The organism is Desulfosalsimonas propionicica, assembly GCF_013761005.1.
GTDB lineage: Bacteria > Desulfobacterota > Desulfobacteria > Desulfobacterales > Desulfosalsimonadaceae > Desulfosalsimonas > Desulfosalsimonas propionicica.
Genome location: NZ_JACDUS010000006.1, coordinates 66,025 through 84,790, shown reverse-complemented (window position 1 = coordinate 84,790; position 18,766 = coordinate 66,025). Strand labels below are relative to the sequence as shown.

At 53.6% G+C, this 18,766-nt stretch carries 14 protein-coding genes and 1 tRNA gene; 14 read left to right on the top strand and 1 reads right to left on the bottom strand.

The features are described from left to right. Window positions 1-38: 38 nt before the first annotated feature. Window positions 39-479: a hypothetical protein gene (locus HNR65_RS11440; RefSeq protein WP_181551641.1), complete on the bottom strand. Its 441-nt coding sequence runs from the start codon at window positions 477-479 to the stop codon at window positions 39-41. Between the two features lie 352 nt (window positions 480-831). Between HNR65_RS11440 and hypA the strand changes: the two genes are divergently transcribed. The 14 genes from hypA (at window position 832) to HNR65_RS11370 (ending at window position 18,756) form a co-directional block, all read left to right on the top strand. Beyond that, on the top strand, window positions 832-1,185 hold the full coding sequence (gene hypA / locus HNR65_RS11435) for a hydrogenase maturation nickel metallochaperone HypA (protein WP_181551640.1): 354 nt from the start codon (window positions 832-834) through the stop codon (window positions 1,183-1,185). After that, on the top strand, window positions 1,186-1,851 hold the full coding sequence (hypB, locus tag HNR65_RS11430) for a hydrogenase nickel incorporation protein HypB (protein WP_181551639.1): 666 nt from the start codon (window positions 1,186-1,188) through the stop codon (window positions 1,849-1,851). It begins immediately after the preceding gene. Between the two features lie 127 nt (window positions 1,852-1,978). Then, on the top strand, window positions 1,979-2,647 hold the full coding sequence (grpE, locus tag HNR65_RS11425; protein WP_181551638.1) for a nucleotide exchange factor GrpE: 669 nt from the start codon (window positions 1,979-1,981) through the stop codon (window positions 2,645-2,647). Continuing rightward, window positions 2,644-4,326, top strand: a complete 1,683-nt coding sequence (locus tag HNR65_RS11420; RefSeq protein ID WP_220128372.1) for an Hsp70 family protein — start codon at window positions 2,644-2,646, stop codon at window positions 4,324-4,326. The genes grpE and HNR65_RS11420 overlap by 4 nt, the downstream gene beginning before the upstream one ends. A gap of 60 nt (window positions 4,327-4,386) precedes the next feature. Beyond that, window positions 4,387-6,744: an Lcl C-terminal domain-containing protein gene (locus tag HNR65_RS11415; RefSeq protein ID WP_181551637.1), complete on the top strand. Its 2,358-nt coding sequence runs from the start codon at window positions 4,387-4,389 to the stop codon at window positions 6,742-6,744. A 53-nt stretch (window positions 6,745-6,797) separates the two neighbouring features. Next, window positions 6,798-6,873 (top strand) — tRNA-Ala (locus HNR65_RS11410). A 460-nt stretch (window positions 6,874-7,333) separates the two neighbouring features. After that, window positions 7,334-10,612, top strand: coding sequence for a fused isobutyryl-CoA mutase/GTPase IcmF (icmF, locus tag HNR65_RS11405; protein ID WP_181551636.1), 3,279 nt, complete (start codon window positions 7,334-7,336; stop codon window positions 10,610-10,612). 70 nt (window positions 10,613-10,682) lie between these two features. Then, window positions 10,683-11,534, top strand: coding sequence for a 3-hydroxybutyryl-CoA dehydrogenase (locus HNR65_RS11400; RefSeq protein ID WP_181551635.1), 852 nt, complete (start codon window positions 10,683-10,685; stop codon window positions 11,532-11,534). A gap of 62 nt (window positions 11,535-11,596) precedes the next feature. Continuing rightward, window positions 11,597-12,373, top strand: a complete 777-nt coding sequence (locus HNR65_RS11395) for an enoyl-CoA hydratase/isomerase family protein (RefSeq protein ID WP_181551634.1) — start codon at window positions 11,597-11,599, stop codon at window positions 12,371-12,373. Between the two features lie 183 nt (window positions 12,374-12,556). Then, window positions 12,557-14,326 carry an AMP-binding protein gene (locus HNR65_RS11390; RefSeq protein ID WP_181551633.1) on the top strand — a complete coding sequence of 590 codons (1,770 nt, stop codon included), beginning with the start codon at window positions 12,557-12,559 and terminating at the stop codon, window positions 14,324-14,326. Window positions 14,327-14,347: 21 nt separating this feature from the next. Beyond that, window positions 14,348-14,629, top strand: coding sequence for a hypothetical protein (locus tag HNR65_RS11385; protein ID WP_181551632.1), 282 nt, complete (start codon window positions 14,348-14,350; stop codon window positions 14,627-14,629). An 18-nt stretch (window positions 14,630-14,647) separates the two neighbouring features. Beyond that, window positions 14,648-16,276 carry a solute symporter family protein gene (locus HNR65_RS11380; protein WP_181551631.1) on the top strand — a complete coding sequence of 543 codons (1,629 nt, stop codon included), beginning with the start codon at window positions 14,648-14,650 and terminating at the stop codon, window positions 16,274-16,276. Between the two features lie 239 nt (window positions 16,277-16,515). Beyond that, complete coding sequence (locus HNR65_RS11375; RefSeq protein ID WP_181551630.1) at window positions 16,516-17,073, top strand: hypothetical protein; 558 nt, start codon at window positions 16,516-16,518, stop codon at window positions 17,071-17,073. A gap of 3 nt (window positions 17,074-17,076) precedes the next feature. Next, a complete protein-coding gene (locus HNR65_RS11370; protein ID WP_181551629.1) occupies window positions 17,077-18,756 on the top strand; it encodes an HD domain-containing phosphohydrolase in 1,680 nt (559 codons plus the stop codon). Window positions 18,757-18,766: the final 10 nt, after the last annotated feature.

Sequence of the window (18,766 nt, the reverse complement as noted above, 5' to 3'; positions counted from 1 at the left end):
TTTCCGCCTGTCCCGCCGGTCCGTGGCGGCAAAAAATTTCAACCGCTTGGACTGCGGCGGCGGCGGCTCCGTGACTGAAAAATGCGATTGTAGACCTCATCCGGGTCAAAACTTTCGTAGCCCGCTTCCTGCAGGCCTTCGGAGAGATCCCGGATTGTCTTGGTGCCCACGCCCGGCCAGCACAATATGGCCTTGATGTTTTCCTGTCCGCTTAATTTCCGGGGATCGGCCAGCGCCTGCTCGCCCAGGCATTTGCGAATGACATTGCAGGTATGGGTACCAATGTATTCCACGAACGGATACTCAAAGGCTGTTTTCCGGAACCGGCATTCCCGGTAATATGCCTGCTGTACATTGGCAATCCCCATCTGGCAGGCCTCACCGATCTCCGCCCACACATGCCCTTTGCGGCGCATTTCAAAAATCAGGTCGATTCGCTGCCGGCTCTTGCTGTCTGTATATCTTCCCAGTTGTCCCATGTTGATTCTCTTTTCCGTATGTGTTGCCCGCGATATTTATTATAAACAAGTTCGGTTAGTTGAACATTGATCATTTTCAGGGTAAATCTTTTTATAGATAGGTTAAAACCCCTTCCCGAGGGCTTTTTGACAGCTTGATCGTCACAACTTTACTTTTATATACGCTATAGGATTAGATCTAATTGGTCAAGTTGGAATATATTATTCTCCTATTCCATGTGGTTTATTTAACATTAGACACGAATCAAACCTTCTGCAAATTTATAAAAAATTGCATAGAAAAAATTTGCATGTGACGTTTGCCGCCATGATGTGCTACCTTGGCGGCAAACACAAATACAGGATTGTTGCCATGCACGAACTGCCCGTCACTGAAAGCATTCTGGAAATCGTTGTCAAACACGCAAAACAAAACCAGGTCAGCCGTGTGGTTTCCATAACCCTGGAGGTCGGGGAACTGAGCGACCTGGAAAATGAGTGGCTGCAGCATTATTTTGATTATCTGAGCAAAGACACCCTGGCCGCAGGCGCGGAACTCAAAATCCAAAGAGCCCCCATAGTGCTCAAATGCCGGAAATGCGGCCATGAATTCCGGATCCAAAAAGATGAACTGGGTTTAACGGATTGCCCGCAATGCGGAACCGCCGGCGATGTCTCCCTTGTTTCCGGCCGGCAGTATCACATAAAGGAAATGGAGGCCGTCTGAATGGAAGAAATCAAGCTCATCGAAATCAAAGAAAACATTCTGTCGGACAATGACGAGGCCGCCCGGCAGCTGCGGCAGAAACTGGCGGATGAAAAAACTTTTGTCATCAACCTCATGTCTTCGCCGGGGGCCGGAAAAACGAGCCTGCTGCTGCAAACCATAGAGCGCCTGAAAAACGAACTGCGTATCGGTGTCATCGAGGCGGATATCGATTCAGTGGTGGATGCGGAAAAAATCAGAGAGTCCGGGGCGGCTGCCGTGCAGCTGCGCACGGGCGGCTTTTGCCACCTGGATGCGGCCATGGTGAAAACCGGACTTGACGGCATCGGTTCAAAGGATTTCGACCTGATCTTTATTGAAAACGTGGGCAATCTGGTCTGCCCGGCGGAATTTGACACCGGGGCCATGAAAAGCGCCATGATTCTCAGCGTGCCCGAAGGCGATGACAAGCCCCTGAAATACCCTTTGATGTTTACTGTTTCAGACGTACTTCTGGTCAATAAAACCGACATGATGGCCTTAAGCGACTTTGACACGGCGATTTTGCGCAAGCGCGTGCACAAACTGCACCCGGAGATGGACATTCTGGAAGTCTCGGCCAAAACCGGCGCTGGCATGGATCAATGGGTGGACTGGATACGCCGGGCCATTGAGAATTTTTCTTGACAAAGTTTTGACAAACCTCTTTAGAATATAGTAATAATCTGTAATTAATCGTTTTTCTGAGAAACCACCGGCCTGAACAGAAAAATCCGGGCCCAGATGCAACACCATTCACCGAAGCGGCCATACCATGATGCATGACAATGACAACAGCAATGACAAGCAGGAGCCCGACGCAAGGCAAACGGAAACCGACTTTGAGCTGGAAATCCGCTTTGACGACGAAACGGACTGGCCTGCAGAGGATGCCGGCAACGACGACAATCGGCAGCCAGAGCCGGAAAATGCCGCCCTGGAGGCTGTAAACCGGCGGATTGCCCAATTGTCCGAGGCTTTTGAAACCAAACTCAAATACGATGCCCACAAAAACAAGGTCATAGATGAGCTGCACCGGGAACTTCAGGAATACCGGGACGGCCTGGTCAAAAAATACATCCACTCCATGGTAACCGATGTCATTAAAATCATTGATGACATCCGTAAATTCAAGGCGTATTATGAACCCGGGCCGATTACCGAGCAAACCGCCGCCCGGCTGCTGGAGTTCCTGGAAGAAATCGCCGGCGACCTGGAAGACCTTTTTACCTGGCAGGGCATTACTGCCTTTACCTGCGGTGTGACACATTTTGACAATACCCGCCAGCGTGTCGTCAAAAAGGTTGAAACAAGCGATCCGACCATGGACAAAATCATAGCTGAAAGCATGCGTCCGGGCTATGAGTGGGACGGCAAGATTCTGCGGCCCGAACTGGTCACGGTTTACGTATACGATCATAGCGGGAAAGGGGACAGGCTTTGACAGAAAAAAAGATCAAACGGATCTTCGGCATTGATCTGGGAACCACTTACTCCTCCATTGCCTATGTGGATGAATACGGCAAGGCTGTCATCATCCCCAATGCGGAAAACGAACGGGTGACGCCCTCGGTTGTTTTTTTTGACGAAAACACCGTGGTGGTCGGGGAAGTGGCCAAGGAAAGCGCCAAGCTGTATCCCAATGAAGTGGTCAGCTTTATCAAGCGGTCGATGGGAGAGCCCAATTTTATATTTGAATACGGCGGCGAACGCTACAGGCCGGAGGAAATTTCAGCCTATGTCCTCAAAAAACTGGCCCAGGACGCCCAGCAGCACCTGGGAGAAACCATTTCCGACGTGGTGATCACATGTCCGGCCTATTTCGGCATCAACGAAAGGGAAGCCACCCGAAAAGCCGGGGAAATCGCGGGGTTTAACGTCCGTCAGATCATCAACGAACCCACCGCCGCAGCCATCGCCTACGGGTCCCTGGACACCACCCAGAACCGGGTGGTCCTGGTATACGATCTGGGCGGGGGCACCTTTGACGTCACCATGATCGATATCCGCAAGGAATCTGTGGAGGTCATCTGCACGGGCGGGGACCACAACCTTGGGGGCAAGGACTGGGACGACCGGATCGTTGCCTTCCTGGTGGAAAAATTCCAGGAGGAAACCGGCATTACCGAAGACATTCTCGATGACCCGGACACCTGGCAGGATCTGCAGCTGTCTGCGGAAAAAGCCAAAAAAATTCTCAGCCAGCGTCCCAAGACGCCGGTTTCGATCACCCACGGGGGCAAACGGGTCAAGCTGATGCTGGAGCGGGAAAAATTCGAAGAAGTCACAGAGGATCTGCTGGTGCGGACCGTGGATTTCACCAGGGATATGCTCGATGCTGCCTTGCAGAAGGGCTACAGCCGGTTTGATGAAATCATCCTGGTGGGCGGGGCCACCCGGATGCCGCAGGTATCCGAACGGATCGAAAAGGAGTTCGACATGGCACCCAAGGTTTTCGATCCAGACGAGGCCGTGGCCAAGGGCGCGGCCATCTACGGGTGGAAGCTGGCGTTAAACGATGACCTGATCCGGCGGATATCGGAAAAAACCCAAAAAACATTTGACGCTTCCGGAAATCTTTCCGAAATGATGGACACCAGTCAGATCACCACCCGGGATTTCCAGGAAGCCGCCCGGGAGTTGGCCGAGGATACCGGCTATGCCCTGCCCTCGGTTGAAAACGCCATGCTGCGGGTTAAAAATGTCACTTCAAAAAGCTTCGGAGTGGTGGCTCACAACCCATCAGGTGAGGAGATCGTGTTCAACCTGGTGCTGCGCAACACCACGGTTCCGGTCAATGTGGTGAAAAAATTCTACACGGCCGTGCAGAATCAAAAAACCGTTCTCATCCGGACCATGGAAAGCGAGACCAGCAGCATTGAAATCCCCCTGGAACACGCAACAGAAATCAAGACGGCGGTTTTGCATCTGCCGCCGAATCTGCCGGCTGACCTGCCCATTGAAATCACCTTTGACTTAAACGACGAGGGCCGTCTTCACATCACGGCCCTGGAAACCGGCGAGTACAGAAAAGTCCAGGTCGAAGTGGACACGGCGTCGGTAATCGGCGGTGAGGAATTTGAAAAGGCCAAGCAACGATCACAGAACCTGGTGGTGCATTGACAATCACAGGCACTGACAATCTCCCGGCAATCCTAACACCAAGGCATATCTGACAGGGCTATGGAACGCGAAAATTTCTATCTTTTACTCGAACTTCCCTGTGATCCCCCGGAAACTGATGCAAAGGTCATTGAAGACGCCATTGCAAAAAAGCAGTCCGAATGGAGCCGCCTTCGCAATCATCCAACAAAGGGACTGCACGCTCAGAAATGCATCAACCTGATTCCTGAAATCCGACGGGTGATGACCGACGAGGCGCTGCGGGCCAAAGAGGCCGAAGCCGCCCGGGAAATATCGGCCAGGGACAAGCAGGACAAGTACCCTGAAATCGACCGCCATATCGATATCCTCATGGGCAAGGGGCATATCACCCCGGAAGAGGTCCACAAGCTGTCCAAGGTCCACGGCCTGGACCAGGGCGAAATCCAGGGACGGATTGCCGCACGCAAAAACCAGAAATACAATCGCGTTGACCAGCAGATCACCCTTCGGATGGCCAAGGGCTATCTCACGGAATCGGAAGTGGAGCAAATTGCCAAGCGCAATTCAACCAAGGTCGATGAGGTGCGCAAACGGGTGCGGTGCCCGATCAAAAAAAACGGCGGGGACAAAAACATCACTCCCCCCAGGCAGCTGGACCGGTCCCTGGAAAAAACCATCCGGGACAACCTGAAGCTGTTAAACAAATCCTCGCTTTACGATTTTCTGGATCTTCCGGAAAGTGCCGATCTGCAAACCCTCCAGGAGGCGGCATCCCAGAAAAAAAAGCAGGTTGCCCGCGCCAGCAAAAAAGACGCCGTGGCCACGGCCAACAACACCCTGGCCGGCCACTGTATGACCCTTTTTAAATCCAATGAAACCCGAAACGCCTATGATGTAAGCCTGGCCCGTGCAAAACTGGCCGAACTTGACTCAGACATTGACATTGCGGGTATCAACGGCAAAATTCGCCCGGAATATTACGAAATTCTGATTCAAAAAGCCATTGAGTTCGGCATGGAAAAACACGAGGCCGAACAGTATATCCAGGATTACTGCCGCAGGAAAAAATGGAGCATTGAAATGGCGCCCAAAAAACGGCGCCGGATGCTCATGACCGCAGGTGCGGCCGTGGCAGCGGTCGTTTTGCTGGTCATCGCCGGGATGATTGTTTACAACGTTCAGCAGGACCGGGCCCGGCAGGCCGAATTTGACCGGCTGATCAGCCGGATGGAAGACAAATCCGGGCCTTCGGAAAAAATTGATCTTCTGGAAAAGTTTCTGCAGTCCCATGCCGGCGACGAAAATTATACCCGGTTCACAGATGCGGTGCGCAAACGAATCGACAAACTCGCCGGGCGCGCGGCACAGCTTCGGTATGATGAAACAGTCGATAAGATTCAGCCCCTTGAACAGCAGGGCAAATACGAACAGGCCATTGAACGCCTGGATCAATATCTTCAATCCGATCCTCCGAAAAAACTGGCTGACAAAGCCAGAAAAAAAATCGCAGATCTGGAAAACCAGATTGAAAAAAAGAATTTCCAGGCCCTTGAAGATCTGATGATTTCGGGCAGCGCCAAAGAAAAAATGCAGGCCATAGACCGATATCTGAAGAAATACCCGAACGGCGCCCACAGGGAGGCTGTCCGGGACATGGAAGCGGATATGAGCGGAGAGTATTACATTTATGTCAATAATGCCCTGGAGCGCTGCGAATCCGATCAGGACTGGAAGGCATGCGCTGATCTCTGCAGAGATTACCTTGCCCGTTACGACAACTCCTATGCCGATCAATTAAAAGATCGTCTGACGGAATACCGGGAAAAAATCAGGCAAACCCGGAGGCTGGCCGCACTGAAAAAAAAGGCCCGGCAGCACGGCACCGATTATGACAAGGCCATTGATGTTTACAAGGATTTTCTCGATGCCTATCCGGACTCCCCCCTGGCTGAAAAAGCGAAAAGCGAAATTTCCCGTCTCCTGGAAATGAAAAAAGACCGGAAAGCCCAAAGCACCCGGCAGCATTTTCGCAGCCTGCTGGCGCAAAGCAGCGATCGGTTCACGGAAAAAAGGCAGGGCGTGGTCACGGATTCACGCACCGGGCTGATGTGGCAGCTTCTGGATTCCGCCATGGCCGGAAAGGGTCAATGCCTGACCTACGAAGAGGCCGGCGAGTACGTGGAAAATTCCGAAACCGGCGGGTACACGGACTGGCGGCTGCCAACGGCAGAGGAGCTTGCCGCCATTTACAAACAGCCGCCCTATTTCCCGGTTATGGAAGAAAAATGGTACTGGACAGCGGACAGCTATTCGAGCTATTCAGATGGGTGGCGCCGGATCGTGGACACCATCGACAACCAGCCCGGTTCTGACTGGCGGGTGGAGCGCCGGGACTCGAAACAATGCGGTGCAGTGCGGGCAGTTCGGGAACCATAAATTTCCTATTGACAATCCCGGGGATTTTTTTTATGGTCAGAGCTTATTTCAAAGGGGCTGTAGCTCAGCTGGGAGAGCGCATGACTGGCAGTCATGAGGCCAGGGGTTCGAATCCCCTCAGCTCCACCAATTTGTATACAACAAACCGGCACGCGGCAAGGCGTGTCGGTTTTTTATTGCCCTGGAGGCTGAACATGATTCACTTAAAAAAATACCCTTTATTATTTTTTTAATCGTTTTTATTGACAAACGTAACTTTAAAATCCTATAGATAAAGAAAACGGGCAATCCGGCAAAAGTCCGCCGGAAGCATTGCTATCTGGATAAAAAACCGATATCCAAAATCGGTCTGAGCATTGACGGACAACACCAAAACCGTGATTTTCGCCTAACATTGAAATGTCCGCATCATGTAAACGGCAGATGGACAAAGGCAGGGTTGCCTGCGCAAACTTCCAGTTAACGGTAACGGAAAATAAAGACATTCATAAGCAACGAACAAAACCGGAAAAAGGCTGCTGCAAAATCATTGCCTGCGGCCCGAATCAGCTTTTTGTATCCGCACCGCGCATAGAACCAAGGAGACAACATGAACACAGAAATCGAAACTTACAAGGCCAAACATCCCATCCGGGTGGTTACCGCCACCTCCCTTTTTGACGGCCATGATGCGGCCATTAACATCATGCGCCGAATTTTGCAGGACACCGGCGCAGAAGTCATTCACCTCGGCCATAACCGCTCGGTGGCCGAAATCGTCAATGCCGCCATTGAAGAAGACGTCCAGGGTATTGCCATTTCCAGCTACCAGGGCGGCCACATGGAATTCTTCAAATACATGCGCGACATGCTGATAGAAAAAAATGCCGGGCACATCAAAATTTTCGGCGGCGGCGGCGGCGTGATCGTACCCGATGAAATCCATGAGCTGGAAGAATACGGAATCACCAAAATCTATTCCCCGGCAGACGGCTCCAAAATGGGTCTGCAGGGAATGATCAACCACATGATGTCGGAAATGGATTTTTCCACTGTGGATACCGGCAGCGTTGACATTTCCGGCGCGGACCGGGAAAACCCCTTTGCCATCGCCAGTGCCATTTCGGCCGCTGAACTGGCCCTGGCCGAAAACAACGGGCAGATCGAGGCCCTGCGCAAGCAGATCAAAGGCAAAATCACCGACCGCAAAATCCCTATCATCGGACTGACCGGAACCGGGGGGGCGGGCAAGTCCTCTCTCACAGATGAACTGGTGCTGCGTCTGCTCTACGACAACCCGGACCTGCACATCGGCCTGCTGTGCTGTGATCCCTCCCGGCGCAAAACCGGCGGCGCGCTTCTGGGCGACCGGATACGGATGAACGCCATTGATACCCCAAGGGTTTATCTGCGCAGCATGGCCGTACGCCGTACCAGCTTTGAACTGCCCATGGTGCTGCCTGATGCTGTGGATATTTTAAAGGCCGCCAACACGGATCTGATCATCATTGAAACCGCAGGTATCGGCCAGGGGTCATCGAACATCTTTGATTTAACCGATGTGTCGGTCTATGTGATGACAAGCGATTACGGTGCCTCCACCCAGCTGGAAAAAATCGACATGCTCGATTACGCAGACCTTGTGGTCATCAACAAATTTGACAAGCAGGGAAGCGAGGATGCGGTGCGCGACATTCGCAAGCAGGTGCAGCGAAACCGCAAGGCATTCTCGCAAAAGCCTGACGATATGCCGGTGTTCGGCACCATCGCCGCACGGTTTAACGACGACGGGGTCACGGCCATGTATAGCTACCTGCTGGAGGTGGTGGCGGAAAAAACGCAAGTCACCTATACCACCAGCCTGCCCGTACCCGATACCAAGCAATCTTCCTCCAAATCCATCCTGGTGCCGCCCGAGCGCAACCGGTATCTGTCTGAAATCTCCGATACCCTGCACAAGTATCACGAGCAAACCCGCAAACAGGCCGATAGCCTGCGCCGGGCCTGGCACCTGGAACAGACCGCTGAAACCCTTGACCAAGGGGGACTCTCCGGCGATACCCAAACGCTGCTCCACAGGCTTAAGGACGAAATCGAGGCTGCAAAAAACCATCTCGAACCGGAAACCAAAAAACTCACAGAGGAATGGCAGCAGATTGAACAGGATTTTTCCGGCGAAGATTACGTCTACCACGTCCGGGGCCGGGAAATCCGGGTGCCGCTGTATACCGAATCGCTGTCCCGGTTAAACATCCCCAAAATCGCCCTGCCCAAATTCAAGGACCCGGCGGAAATCTACACCTGGATGCGGCGGGAAAACGTGCCCGGCCGGTTTCCTTTTACCGCCGGGGTTTATCCGCTGAAGCGAAAAGACGAGGATCCCACCCGGATGTTTGCCGGCGAGGGCAACCCGGAGCGCACCAACCGGCGATTCCGGCTGCTCTCGGAGCACTCCCCGGCCAAACGGCTGTCCACGGCCTTTGACTCTGTAACCCTTTACGGTTTTGACCCGGACTCCCGGCCGGATATTTACGGCAAGGTGGGCACTTCGGGCGTGAGCGTCTGCAACATCGAGGATGTCAAAATTCTCTACAGCGGCTTTGACCTGGCGGCCCCGAGCACGTCGGTGTCCATGACCATCAACGGCCCGGCCCCCATGATGCTGGCCATGTTTTTTAACACCGCCATTGACCAACAGATGGAAAAATTTGAAAAAGAGCAGGGCCGAAAGCCTGATGACAAGGAAGCCGCGGAAATCCGCGACAGCGTGATCTCCAGCATACGGGGCACGGTCCAGGCCGATATCTTAAAAGAAGACCAGGGCCAGAACACCTGTATTTTCTCCATTGATTTCGCCCTGAAGATGATGGGCGACATCCAGCAATATTTCATCGAGAAAAACGTACAGAATTTCTATTCCGTTTCCATATCCGGCTACCATATTGCAGAAGCCGGGGCCAACCCCATCTCCCAGCTGGCCTTTACCCTGGCCAACGGCTTTACCTATGTGGAATACTATCTGTCCCGGGGCATGCCCATTGACAGCTTTGCCCCCAACCTTTCCTACTTTTTCTCCTCGGGAATGGACCCGGAATACAGCGTGATCGGCCGCGTGGCCAGGCGCATCTGGGCCGTTGCCATGAAGGAGAAATACGGAGCGGACGTGCGCTCTCAGATGCTCAAATATCATATCCAGACCTCGGGCCGGTCCCTGCACAGCCAGGAAATCCAGTTCAACGACATCCGCACCACTCTCCAGGCCCTGTATGCCATCTACGACAACTGCAACAGCCTGCACACCAACGCCTATGACGAGGCCATCACCACGCCGTCCGCCGAGGCCGTGCGCCGCTCCCTTGCCATCCAGCTGATCTTAAACCAGGAATACGGCCTGACCAAAAACGAAAACATGAACCAGGGAAGCTTTATCATCGAGGCATTAACCGACCTGGTGGAAGAGGCCGTGCTGGCGGAATTTGACCGGATCACCTCCAGGGGCGGGGTCCAGGGGGCCATGGAACGCGGCTACCAAAGAAGCAAGATCCAGGATGAATCCATGTATTACGAGCATCTCAAGCACACCGGGGAGATGCCCATCATCGGGGTCAACACCTTTCTGCCCCCTGAGGGCGAGGAAGACGACGGCATGGGAGATCTGGAACTGGCCCGGGCCACAGAGGAGGAAAAACAATCCCAGCTGGAACGCTTAAACGCCTTTATTGAAAAAAACCGGGAATACAGCCCCGAGGCTTTGCAGCGTCTGAAAGACACGGTGCTTTCCGGCGGCAACATCTTTGCCGAGCTCATGGATACGGTGCGGGTCTGCTCCATTGGCCAGATCACCGAAGCGCTTTACGAAGTGGGGGGCAAATATCGCAGAAATATGTAAGAGGGATTAGATGTTAAGCAGCCGGATCCGGTTGCGGAATTGATCAAAAAAACGGAAGGAAACAGATAACATGGAAATTCAAACCATCATGGTGGTGGGTGCCGGGCAGATGGGCGGCGGCATTGCCCAGACAGCCGCTGCCGCCGGATTTACGGTCTATCTAAACGATATTTCGGAAGAACTTGTCAAAAAGGGCACAGACGCCATATCGGCCAGCCTTGACCGAATGGTGAAAAAGGATAAAATCTCAGATGCGGACAAATCGGCTATTTTGGAGCGCATCACCCCGGTCACGGGCCTTGACAAGGCCGCTGAATGCGACCTGATGGTAGAAGCGGCCGTGGAATCCATGGAAATCAAGGCCAAAATTTTTGCCGAGCTCGACCGGCTGGCACCCAAGCACGCCATTTTGGCCTCCAACACGTCATCGCTGCCGATCACCGGCATTGCCGCCCACACCAGCCGGCCGGAAAAAGTCATTGGCATGCATTTCATGAACCCCGTACCGGTGATGAAGCTTGTGGAGATCATCAACGGCCTGGCCACCGACCCGGAGGTAACACAAACCGTGCGCGACTGCGCCGAAGCCATGGGCAAAACCCCTGTGGAATGCCGGGATGTGCCCGGATTTGTCTCCAACCGGGTTCTGATGGTCATGCTCAATGAAGCCCTCTGGGAGCTCTACGAGGGCGTGGCCACGGCAGAAGGCATTGATACCATCATGAAACTGGGAATGAACCATCCCATGGGCCCCCTGGCCCTGGCCGACTTAATCGGGCTGGATACGGTTCTGGCCATTCTTGAAGTGCTTCAGGACGGCTACGGTGATCCCAGGTATCGCCCCTGCCCGCTTTTGAAATCCTATGTGAGCGCCGGGTGGCTGGGCAGAAAAACCGGAAAAGGCATTTACGACTATCGGTAACAGCCAATCCAATCCGACACCGGTTTGTTTCACCAAACCCTTTTTAACGGAGGTTTTCGATTATGGCCTATGAAACCATTAAAACCGAAGTCAACGAAAACATCGGGTTTATCACGTTCAACCGCCCGGATCATTTAAACACCTTCAATTCCACTTTGGCCCGGGAGTTTAGCCAGGCCCTGGAAGTCTTTGAAAACGACACCGAAGTCCGCGTCATTGTGGTGACCGGCCAGGGCAAGGCCTTTTGTGCCGGCATTGACGTAAACGAACTTTCCGGCAAGCAGAACCTGGACTACTACCGCTGGGTCAAACAGATGGAGGAAATGAGCCTGCGCATCGCTGACATGGGAACCCCGGTGATTGCAAGCGTGCAGGACCTGGCCGTGGCAAACGGCATCGGCGTGGTGGCTTCGGCCGACCTGGCCGTGGCCGCGGAAGGGGCCCGGTTCGGCGCCACGGCTGTAAATGTCGGGCTTTTCTGCATGGGTCCGGCTGTTGCCCTGTCGCGCAACCTGGGGCGCAAAAAAGCCCTGGAACTGGTGATCACCGGAGAGATGATCACAGGCGAGGAAGCCTGGCGCATCGGTCTTGTCAACAAGGTGGTGCCCAAAGATCAACTGGAAGAAGAAACCCTTTCCCTGGCCCGCAAAATTGCCGGCAAAAGCCCCCTTGCCGTACAGCTGGGCAAAAGATCCTTTTATCAGATGGAAGACCTTGAGTATTCAAGGGCCTATGAAATGGCCAACAATCATTTTGCCATGCTCTGCAGCACAGAAGATGCCCACGAGGGCGTGGACGCGTTTTTAAACAAACGCAAACCCGACTGGAAGCTTCGCTGATTTCCAATTCGCACTTCATGTAATTTTGTCGTTTGTATACGGACTCGTGCAGGATCTGCTTTTTTTGACTTTTTTAAACACTGTTTGCAGCAGCAACAGAAATTTTTAAAACAAAGCAACGTCTTGTACGATTTCAAGCCGTTCACCCGAAACAAAACATGAACACACAGGAGGAGACCCCGAATGGCACTGGAGAACATCTACAAGGAAGTCATGGAAGTCAACACCACAGATGACATGACCAAACGCCGGGAAAAAGCAAAGGCGTTATTCGAAAAGCTCAACCACATGGAGCTGCCGAGCCATTTCAACTGGGCAGAAGAAATCCTGGAAGGACTGCATGTAAAAGAACGCGGTGATCAGCCGGCCCTGCAATGGGCGGACATAACCAACGGGGAACAGCGCACCTACACCTACAGGCAGCTGGCCGAAGAAGGCAACCGGTGCCTGAATTTCCTGCGCAAGCACGGCATTGAGCAAGGCCAGAACATGTACATGATGATCCCCATTGTGCCGGAAACCTGGTTTGCCACCCTGGCCTGCCTCAAGGGCGGATTGATCAATGTGCCCACGGCCACGTCCATGACCGTGCGGGAACTGCAGTTCCGGTTTGAAAACTATGCCCCGGACAGCATTGTGGCAGAGGAAACCGCTGCCGCGGCCATTGATGAGGCCCTTGCAGAAACCGGCGCCCAACCCAAGATCAAGATCGTTTTGGGCAAAAGAGACGGCTGGATCAGCTACAGCGAGCTGGCCAACGAATCAGGCTCCGCCGAAGGGGCCAAAATCAAAAAAGACGACGTGCTGATCTGCTTTTTCACCTCCGGCACCACTGGGCTGGCCAAGCAGGTGGGGCAAAGCGCCACGTCTTATCCCATCGGGCACCTGTCCTCAGCCGTTTTCATCGGCATCCGTCCGGGAGAGGTGCACCACAACCTGTCTGCCCCGGGCTGGGCCAAGTGGGCCTGGAGCAGCTTTTTTGCCCCGCTCAACGTGGGCGCCATTGTGGCGGGCTTTCATTTCACCGCCCTGGATCCCAAGACCTATCTCGATTATGTATCCAAGTTCAAGGTCAGCACCTTCTGCGCCCCGCCAACGGCATGGCGGGCTTTTGTGGGACTTGATCTGGGCCAGTTTGACTTCTCCCACCTGAGATCTTCGGTGAGTGCCGGTGAACCGCTGAACCCGGAAGTCATCCAGCAGTGGAAAAAATACACGGGCACGGAAATCCGGGATTTCTACGGCCAGACTGAATCCACGGCCATGATCGGCAACTCGCCCTGGATGGAAGGCCGGATGCGCCTTGGCTCCTTTGGAGAACCTTCATTCATGCATGATATCACCCTTGCCGATGACGAGGGCAACGAGATCACCAAACCCGAGGAAGTCGGCCACATTGTTGTTCGCCTTGACCGGTGGCGGGCCATTGGCCTGTTTACCGAATACATTGGTAACCCGGAAAAAATGAAAGAGGTTTTTGTCAATAATTTCTATTACACCGGCGACCGGGCCTATTTTGACGAAGACGGCTACTGGTGGTTCGTGGGCCGGGCCGATGATGTGATCAAATCCTCTGACTTCCGGGTGGGCCCGTTTGAGGTGGAAAGTGCCCTGATCGAACATCCGGCCGTGGCCGAGGCCGCCGTGGTGGGCAGCCCGGATCCCAACCGCTACCAACTGGTCAAGGCCTTTGTGATTCTTTCCCCGGGCTATGAACCCACCCGGGACCTGGCCCTGGAATTGTTCCAGCACACCATCGGCATCCTGGCCAAGTTCAAAATCCCCAGGATCATAGAATTTGCCACGGAAGTGCCCAAGACCATCAGCGGCAAAATCCGGCGCATTGAGCTGCGGGAAGGCGAAATCATCAAAAAGAACAAGGGAGAGGAAAAAGCCAAAAACGAATATTATTACCATGAGTTTCCCGAGCTGAGCTCCAAGAAAAAAGACTAAACCACAAAAAGGAGGGGAAGTATGAAGGAACAGCTGTACAAAAAGGAACTCCGCAACACTGTGCTGTTCGTGCTCATTTTGTTGCCATTAGGGCACTTTGCGCAATTTTTCAAACTGTTTCCGTCCCTGCAGGGAGGCTCCATGTGGGGATTTCCGGTACATTACATTGTTCCCATCCTGGTGGGATGGTTCGGCCTGCTCATCCTGGCCATTATTATGGCTGTGGTGCTCAACAAGTTCGACGATGAGATGGATGCATATACCAGCTCGCTTGAGGACAAAAATTCCGGTGACACTGTCTAAATCAGGAGGGGAATATACATGGAAGCAACCGAATTTGTATTGCCGAGCATGTGGATGGGCATTGCTGTTGTGGTCATCCTGTTTGCCATCTTCTACTATGTGGGCTGGTGGGCGGCCAAAAAAACCACCAGTGAAGAAGACCTGTATGCCGCCGGATTCTCCATCGGCCCTGTAGCCAACGGTCTGGCCATGGGGGCCACCTGGGCCAGCCTGGCCACGTTTATGGGAGTGATCGCCCTGATCTACAAACTCCAGGCGCCCTTTGTGTACCTGTGGATCCAGTGGGCCTTGTCCATTCCGCTGCTCACATTGCTCTACGGCACATGTCTGCGCAGAATGAAGGCCTTTACGCCCGCCTCGTTTATCAAGGTGCGCTACGGGAATGAGGCGGCCATTGTGATCATCGTCTGGATGTGTCTGAGCATGGTCATGTACGCCCTGGGCCAGATGATCGGGCTGGGCATGGCCTTTGAAGTGCTCTTTGGCCTGCCCTACAAATATGCCCTGGTCATCGTGGGCATTGCCACCATCGGGTTTATCACAATGGGCGGCATGTACGGAGCCTCTTATAACGCGGCCTTCCAGATGGTTGTCATGATCATTGCCATGGTGGTTCCCATGAGCGCGATCATGAAGGCCATGGGGTCTTCGGGCTGGTGGTTTCCGCCCCTGGCCTACGGCGACATGGTGCCGGGAATGCTCAAGCAGATACCGGAATTTTTTGACATGAAATACGACTACCGATGGTATTTCGCACTGATTCCGGCCTTTACCATGGGCCCCATTGCCCTGCCCCATCTGGCCATGCGCGTGTTTACCTCATCGAGCATCAAAAGCGCCCGCTGGTCGGTTGTGTGGTTTATCCTGTTTCTGGGGCTGTTGTTTTCCGGGGCCTACACGGCCGGGTTTGCCGGAAACTATTTTACGGCCCTGACCGGTCATGAAATTGCCAAACCGGACCAGACCATTTTGATCTTAAACGTGTTCTACAACCCGGCCATTGTGGCTGCGTTTGTGGTGGGCGGTGCGGTGGCCGCCGGCATGTCCACAATCAACGGCAACCTCATGGCCATTGCCGGACTCATCGGCGGTGACCTGCTGGGCATTCTGGCCCCGAAAATGCCGGGCGCCAAAAAAATGCGCTGGGGCTATCTGGCCCTGGGTATTGCCGGCATCATCACCATCCTGCTGGCTTTCAGCCCGCCGCCGTTTCTGGTCACCAGTATTCTCTGGGCATTCGGGCTTCTGGCCACTGCAGTGAGCCCGAGTATTCTGCTGGGGGTCTGGTGGAAACAGGCCAACAAGGTCGCCATGATCATTTCCTCGGCGGCCTGCGGCATCGTCTATATCATCATCTCCCCGCATGTGCTGGGCAATATTGTCGTTGGCAAAGGCCTGGTGGCCGCACTGGGGATGTCCGGGGCCATGGTCACCGTGCCCCTGTCATTTGCTTCGTTTATCATCCTGTCTTTTATCTTTAACAAGCTGCAGATGGCAGCCCCGAGCCTTGAGGACAAGAAGATGATCGACCGGATCCACGGCTGGGGCATTGATTATGACGAAGCCAGATACAATGGCGTTGCCATGCCCATTGTACTGGTGATTCTAAGCGCAATTGTATTCTACTGGGGCATGCAGCCCTGGTAGGCGACATCAGCCAATTGACACCTTAACCGCAAACAGGCAGGAGAAGGGCAAAAATGCCTTTCTTCTGCCTGTTTTTGTGGTTATTATAACTTTGATGAGCCTGTAAAAAGTCTTTTTTACAGGCAGTGTTAAGTTTTAAATGTTTAACTATTAAGTAAAATCAAAAAGTTATTTTTTTATTGGTTGGTGATGACAGATGAAAAACCCCAAATCCCAAAAAATACTTACCAGGAGTCAGGATGAACTACCCATCGGCCATGCAGGCCGTGCTCAGGCTTGATGAAAGCGCATATCCAGCCATTATGGCGGAAAACCGAACAGTGTGGTACTGCGTGGTCAACATATCGGTTTTCGGAATTCTCCACGCTCTTTTTTCCCTGTATTTCAGCAGCTCCATGATGGCCGGCAGCCCGGCGGCTGAACCCCTGCCACCGGCCTCCAGGGTGACCATCATTCTGGTGGGGGTGGCTGTGGCCTTTTTCATGCATGCGGGCGCTGCCATGTTTTTGTGGGTATTTTCCCGGGGTGTTGGCGGCAACACATCCTTTTTTCCGGTTTATTTCAACCTTGGCATCTCGTTTATTGGTCTGTGGCCCCTGGCGCCGGTGCTGGCCGCCATACAGTCCGGGATCAACGGGACGGCCGTGCTGTTATTGCTGTTTCTGGCTTCCATCTACGCCCTGGCCGTTATCCTGCTTGGCACCAAGAACGCCTCCGGGCTTTCCATGATCCGGATGTCAACAGCCATGGCCATTACCATCGTATTTGTGGGCTGTTTTCTTTACTTATGGTTATAAAAAATGTCTGAATCCTTTGAATACAACCGGCTGCTGCAACACACCGCAAATGCCGACCCTCCCCTGGGCCACAGCATCGATTTCCAGGAAAGCCTGCAAAATCTGGTCAGCGCGGTAGCCGATATTTTCGATGCAAAGGCCTGCATGATATGCCGGCTGGATCCGCTGAAAACCGAAACCCGGGTCCTTGCTGCCGCAGGCCTTGAAAAAAGCGCCGAAAAAATCATTGAAATGCCCGAAACTGCAGATATCCCCCAACTGCGCCGGCACCAGCCCGCCTTTATCGAAAACGCCGCCGCAGACATTCGGGTTTCCGGCCTGCTGACAGCCGCCGGAGAAAATATCTGCTCTGTCATGGGTCTGCCCTTTTCCGTGGCCGAGGACATGACCATGGTCCTGTGGCTCTGCTTTGACCGGGCCTTAAGCGGGGAAGAAACCAATCCGCGGCTGCAAAGGGCCGTTTGCACCCAAAGCGCGGCCACTGTCAAAAATGCCATCCAGCAAACCCGGTACCTGGAAACCTTCCGCAAAATCAGCGCCGCCATTCATCAGGGGGAGCAGACCGCCGACATCCTGAAAACCATCGTGGAAAACATCCAGGAAATCATGGAGGCCCGGGGGTGTATTTACTGGATCGTGGATACCAACTCCTGTGCCATTCACATGAAAGCCACATCCGGATTTCAAATGGAGAATCTGTCGCAGGTCAGCTATGAAACCCTGGAGGAAGTGTTTGAATTTCACGATGAAAAAGATATCTATTTCGAGGATGTAAGAGGCGATCCCAGAATTCCGAGCACAACCACCCTGGGCAAACAGATGGTCACATCCATCCTGGGCATTCCCTTTCCCATTGCAGAGCCCTACAGAGGCATTCTGGCGGTCTATTTCAGCCGTCCCAGACCGCTTTTGAAAAGTGAAATCGAGTTTGTCCGCGCCTCGGGCAGACAGGGCGCCATTGCCCTTCACAAGGCCTTTCGCTATGATGAAAAAATGCTTAAGGCCTTTCGGGAAACCATCGAGGGACTGGTTCTGGCCCTGGAGGCCAAGGACATGTGCACCCACGGTCATTCGTTAAACGTGGCCAACTATGCCCATATGACCGCCCTGGAAATGGACCTGGGAGAAAAAGAGGCCGATACCATCTATCATGCCGGGCTGCTCCATGACATCGGCAAAATCGCCATGGATGACACAATCCTGGCCAACCTGGGCAACCTGATGCCCGGAGACATGGAAACCATAAAAAAGCACCCGGTCATCGGCGCCCGCATCATCGCCCCCTTATCCTCGCTGGCCAACGTAGCAGACCTGATCCGCAGTCACCATGAACGCTACAACGGCACCGGCTACCCCGAAGGTTTGACCGGAGAAGCCATCCCCCTGGGGGCAAGGATTATTGCGGTAACCGACAGCTTTGACGCCATGACCTCCCAGCGTCCCGGCACACAAACCGTTGGTGTAAAAAAAGCCATGTCCCTGCTGCTGGAACAGGCCGGCACCACGTTTGATCCGGAAGTGGTCAGAGGTTTTGTGCGGGCCATTGAAAAAAATCCCGAGGCGGTAGCGCCTTTTACCCTCACCGAGGACTATCTGCGCCAGCATGTCCGGACCTGTACCAAGTCGGAAAAACAGGGCTCGCCGCTTGCCAGAATGCTGAAAAAATGCGTGCCGGGTTTTTAACCGGCTACTT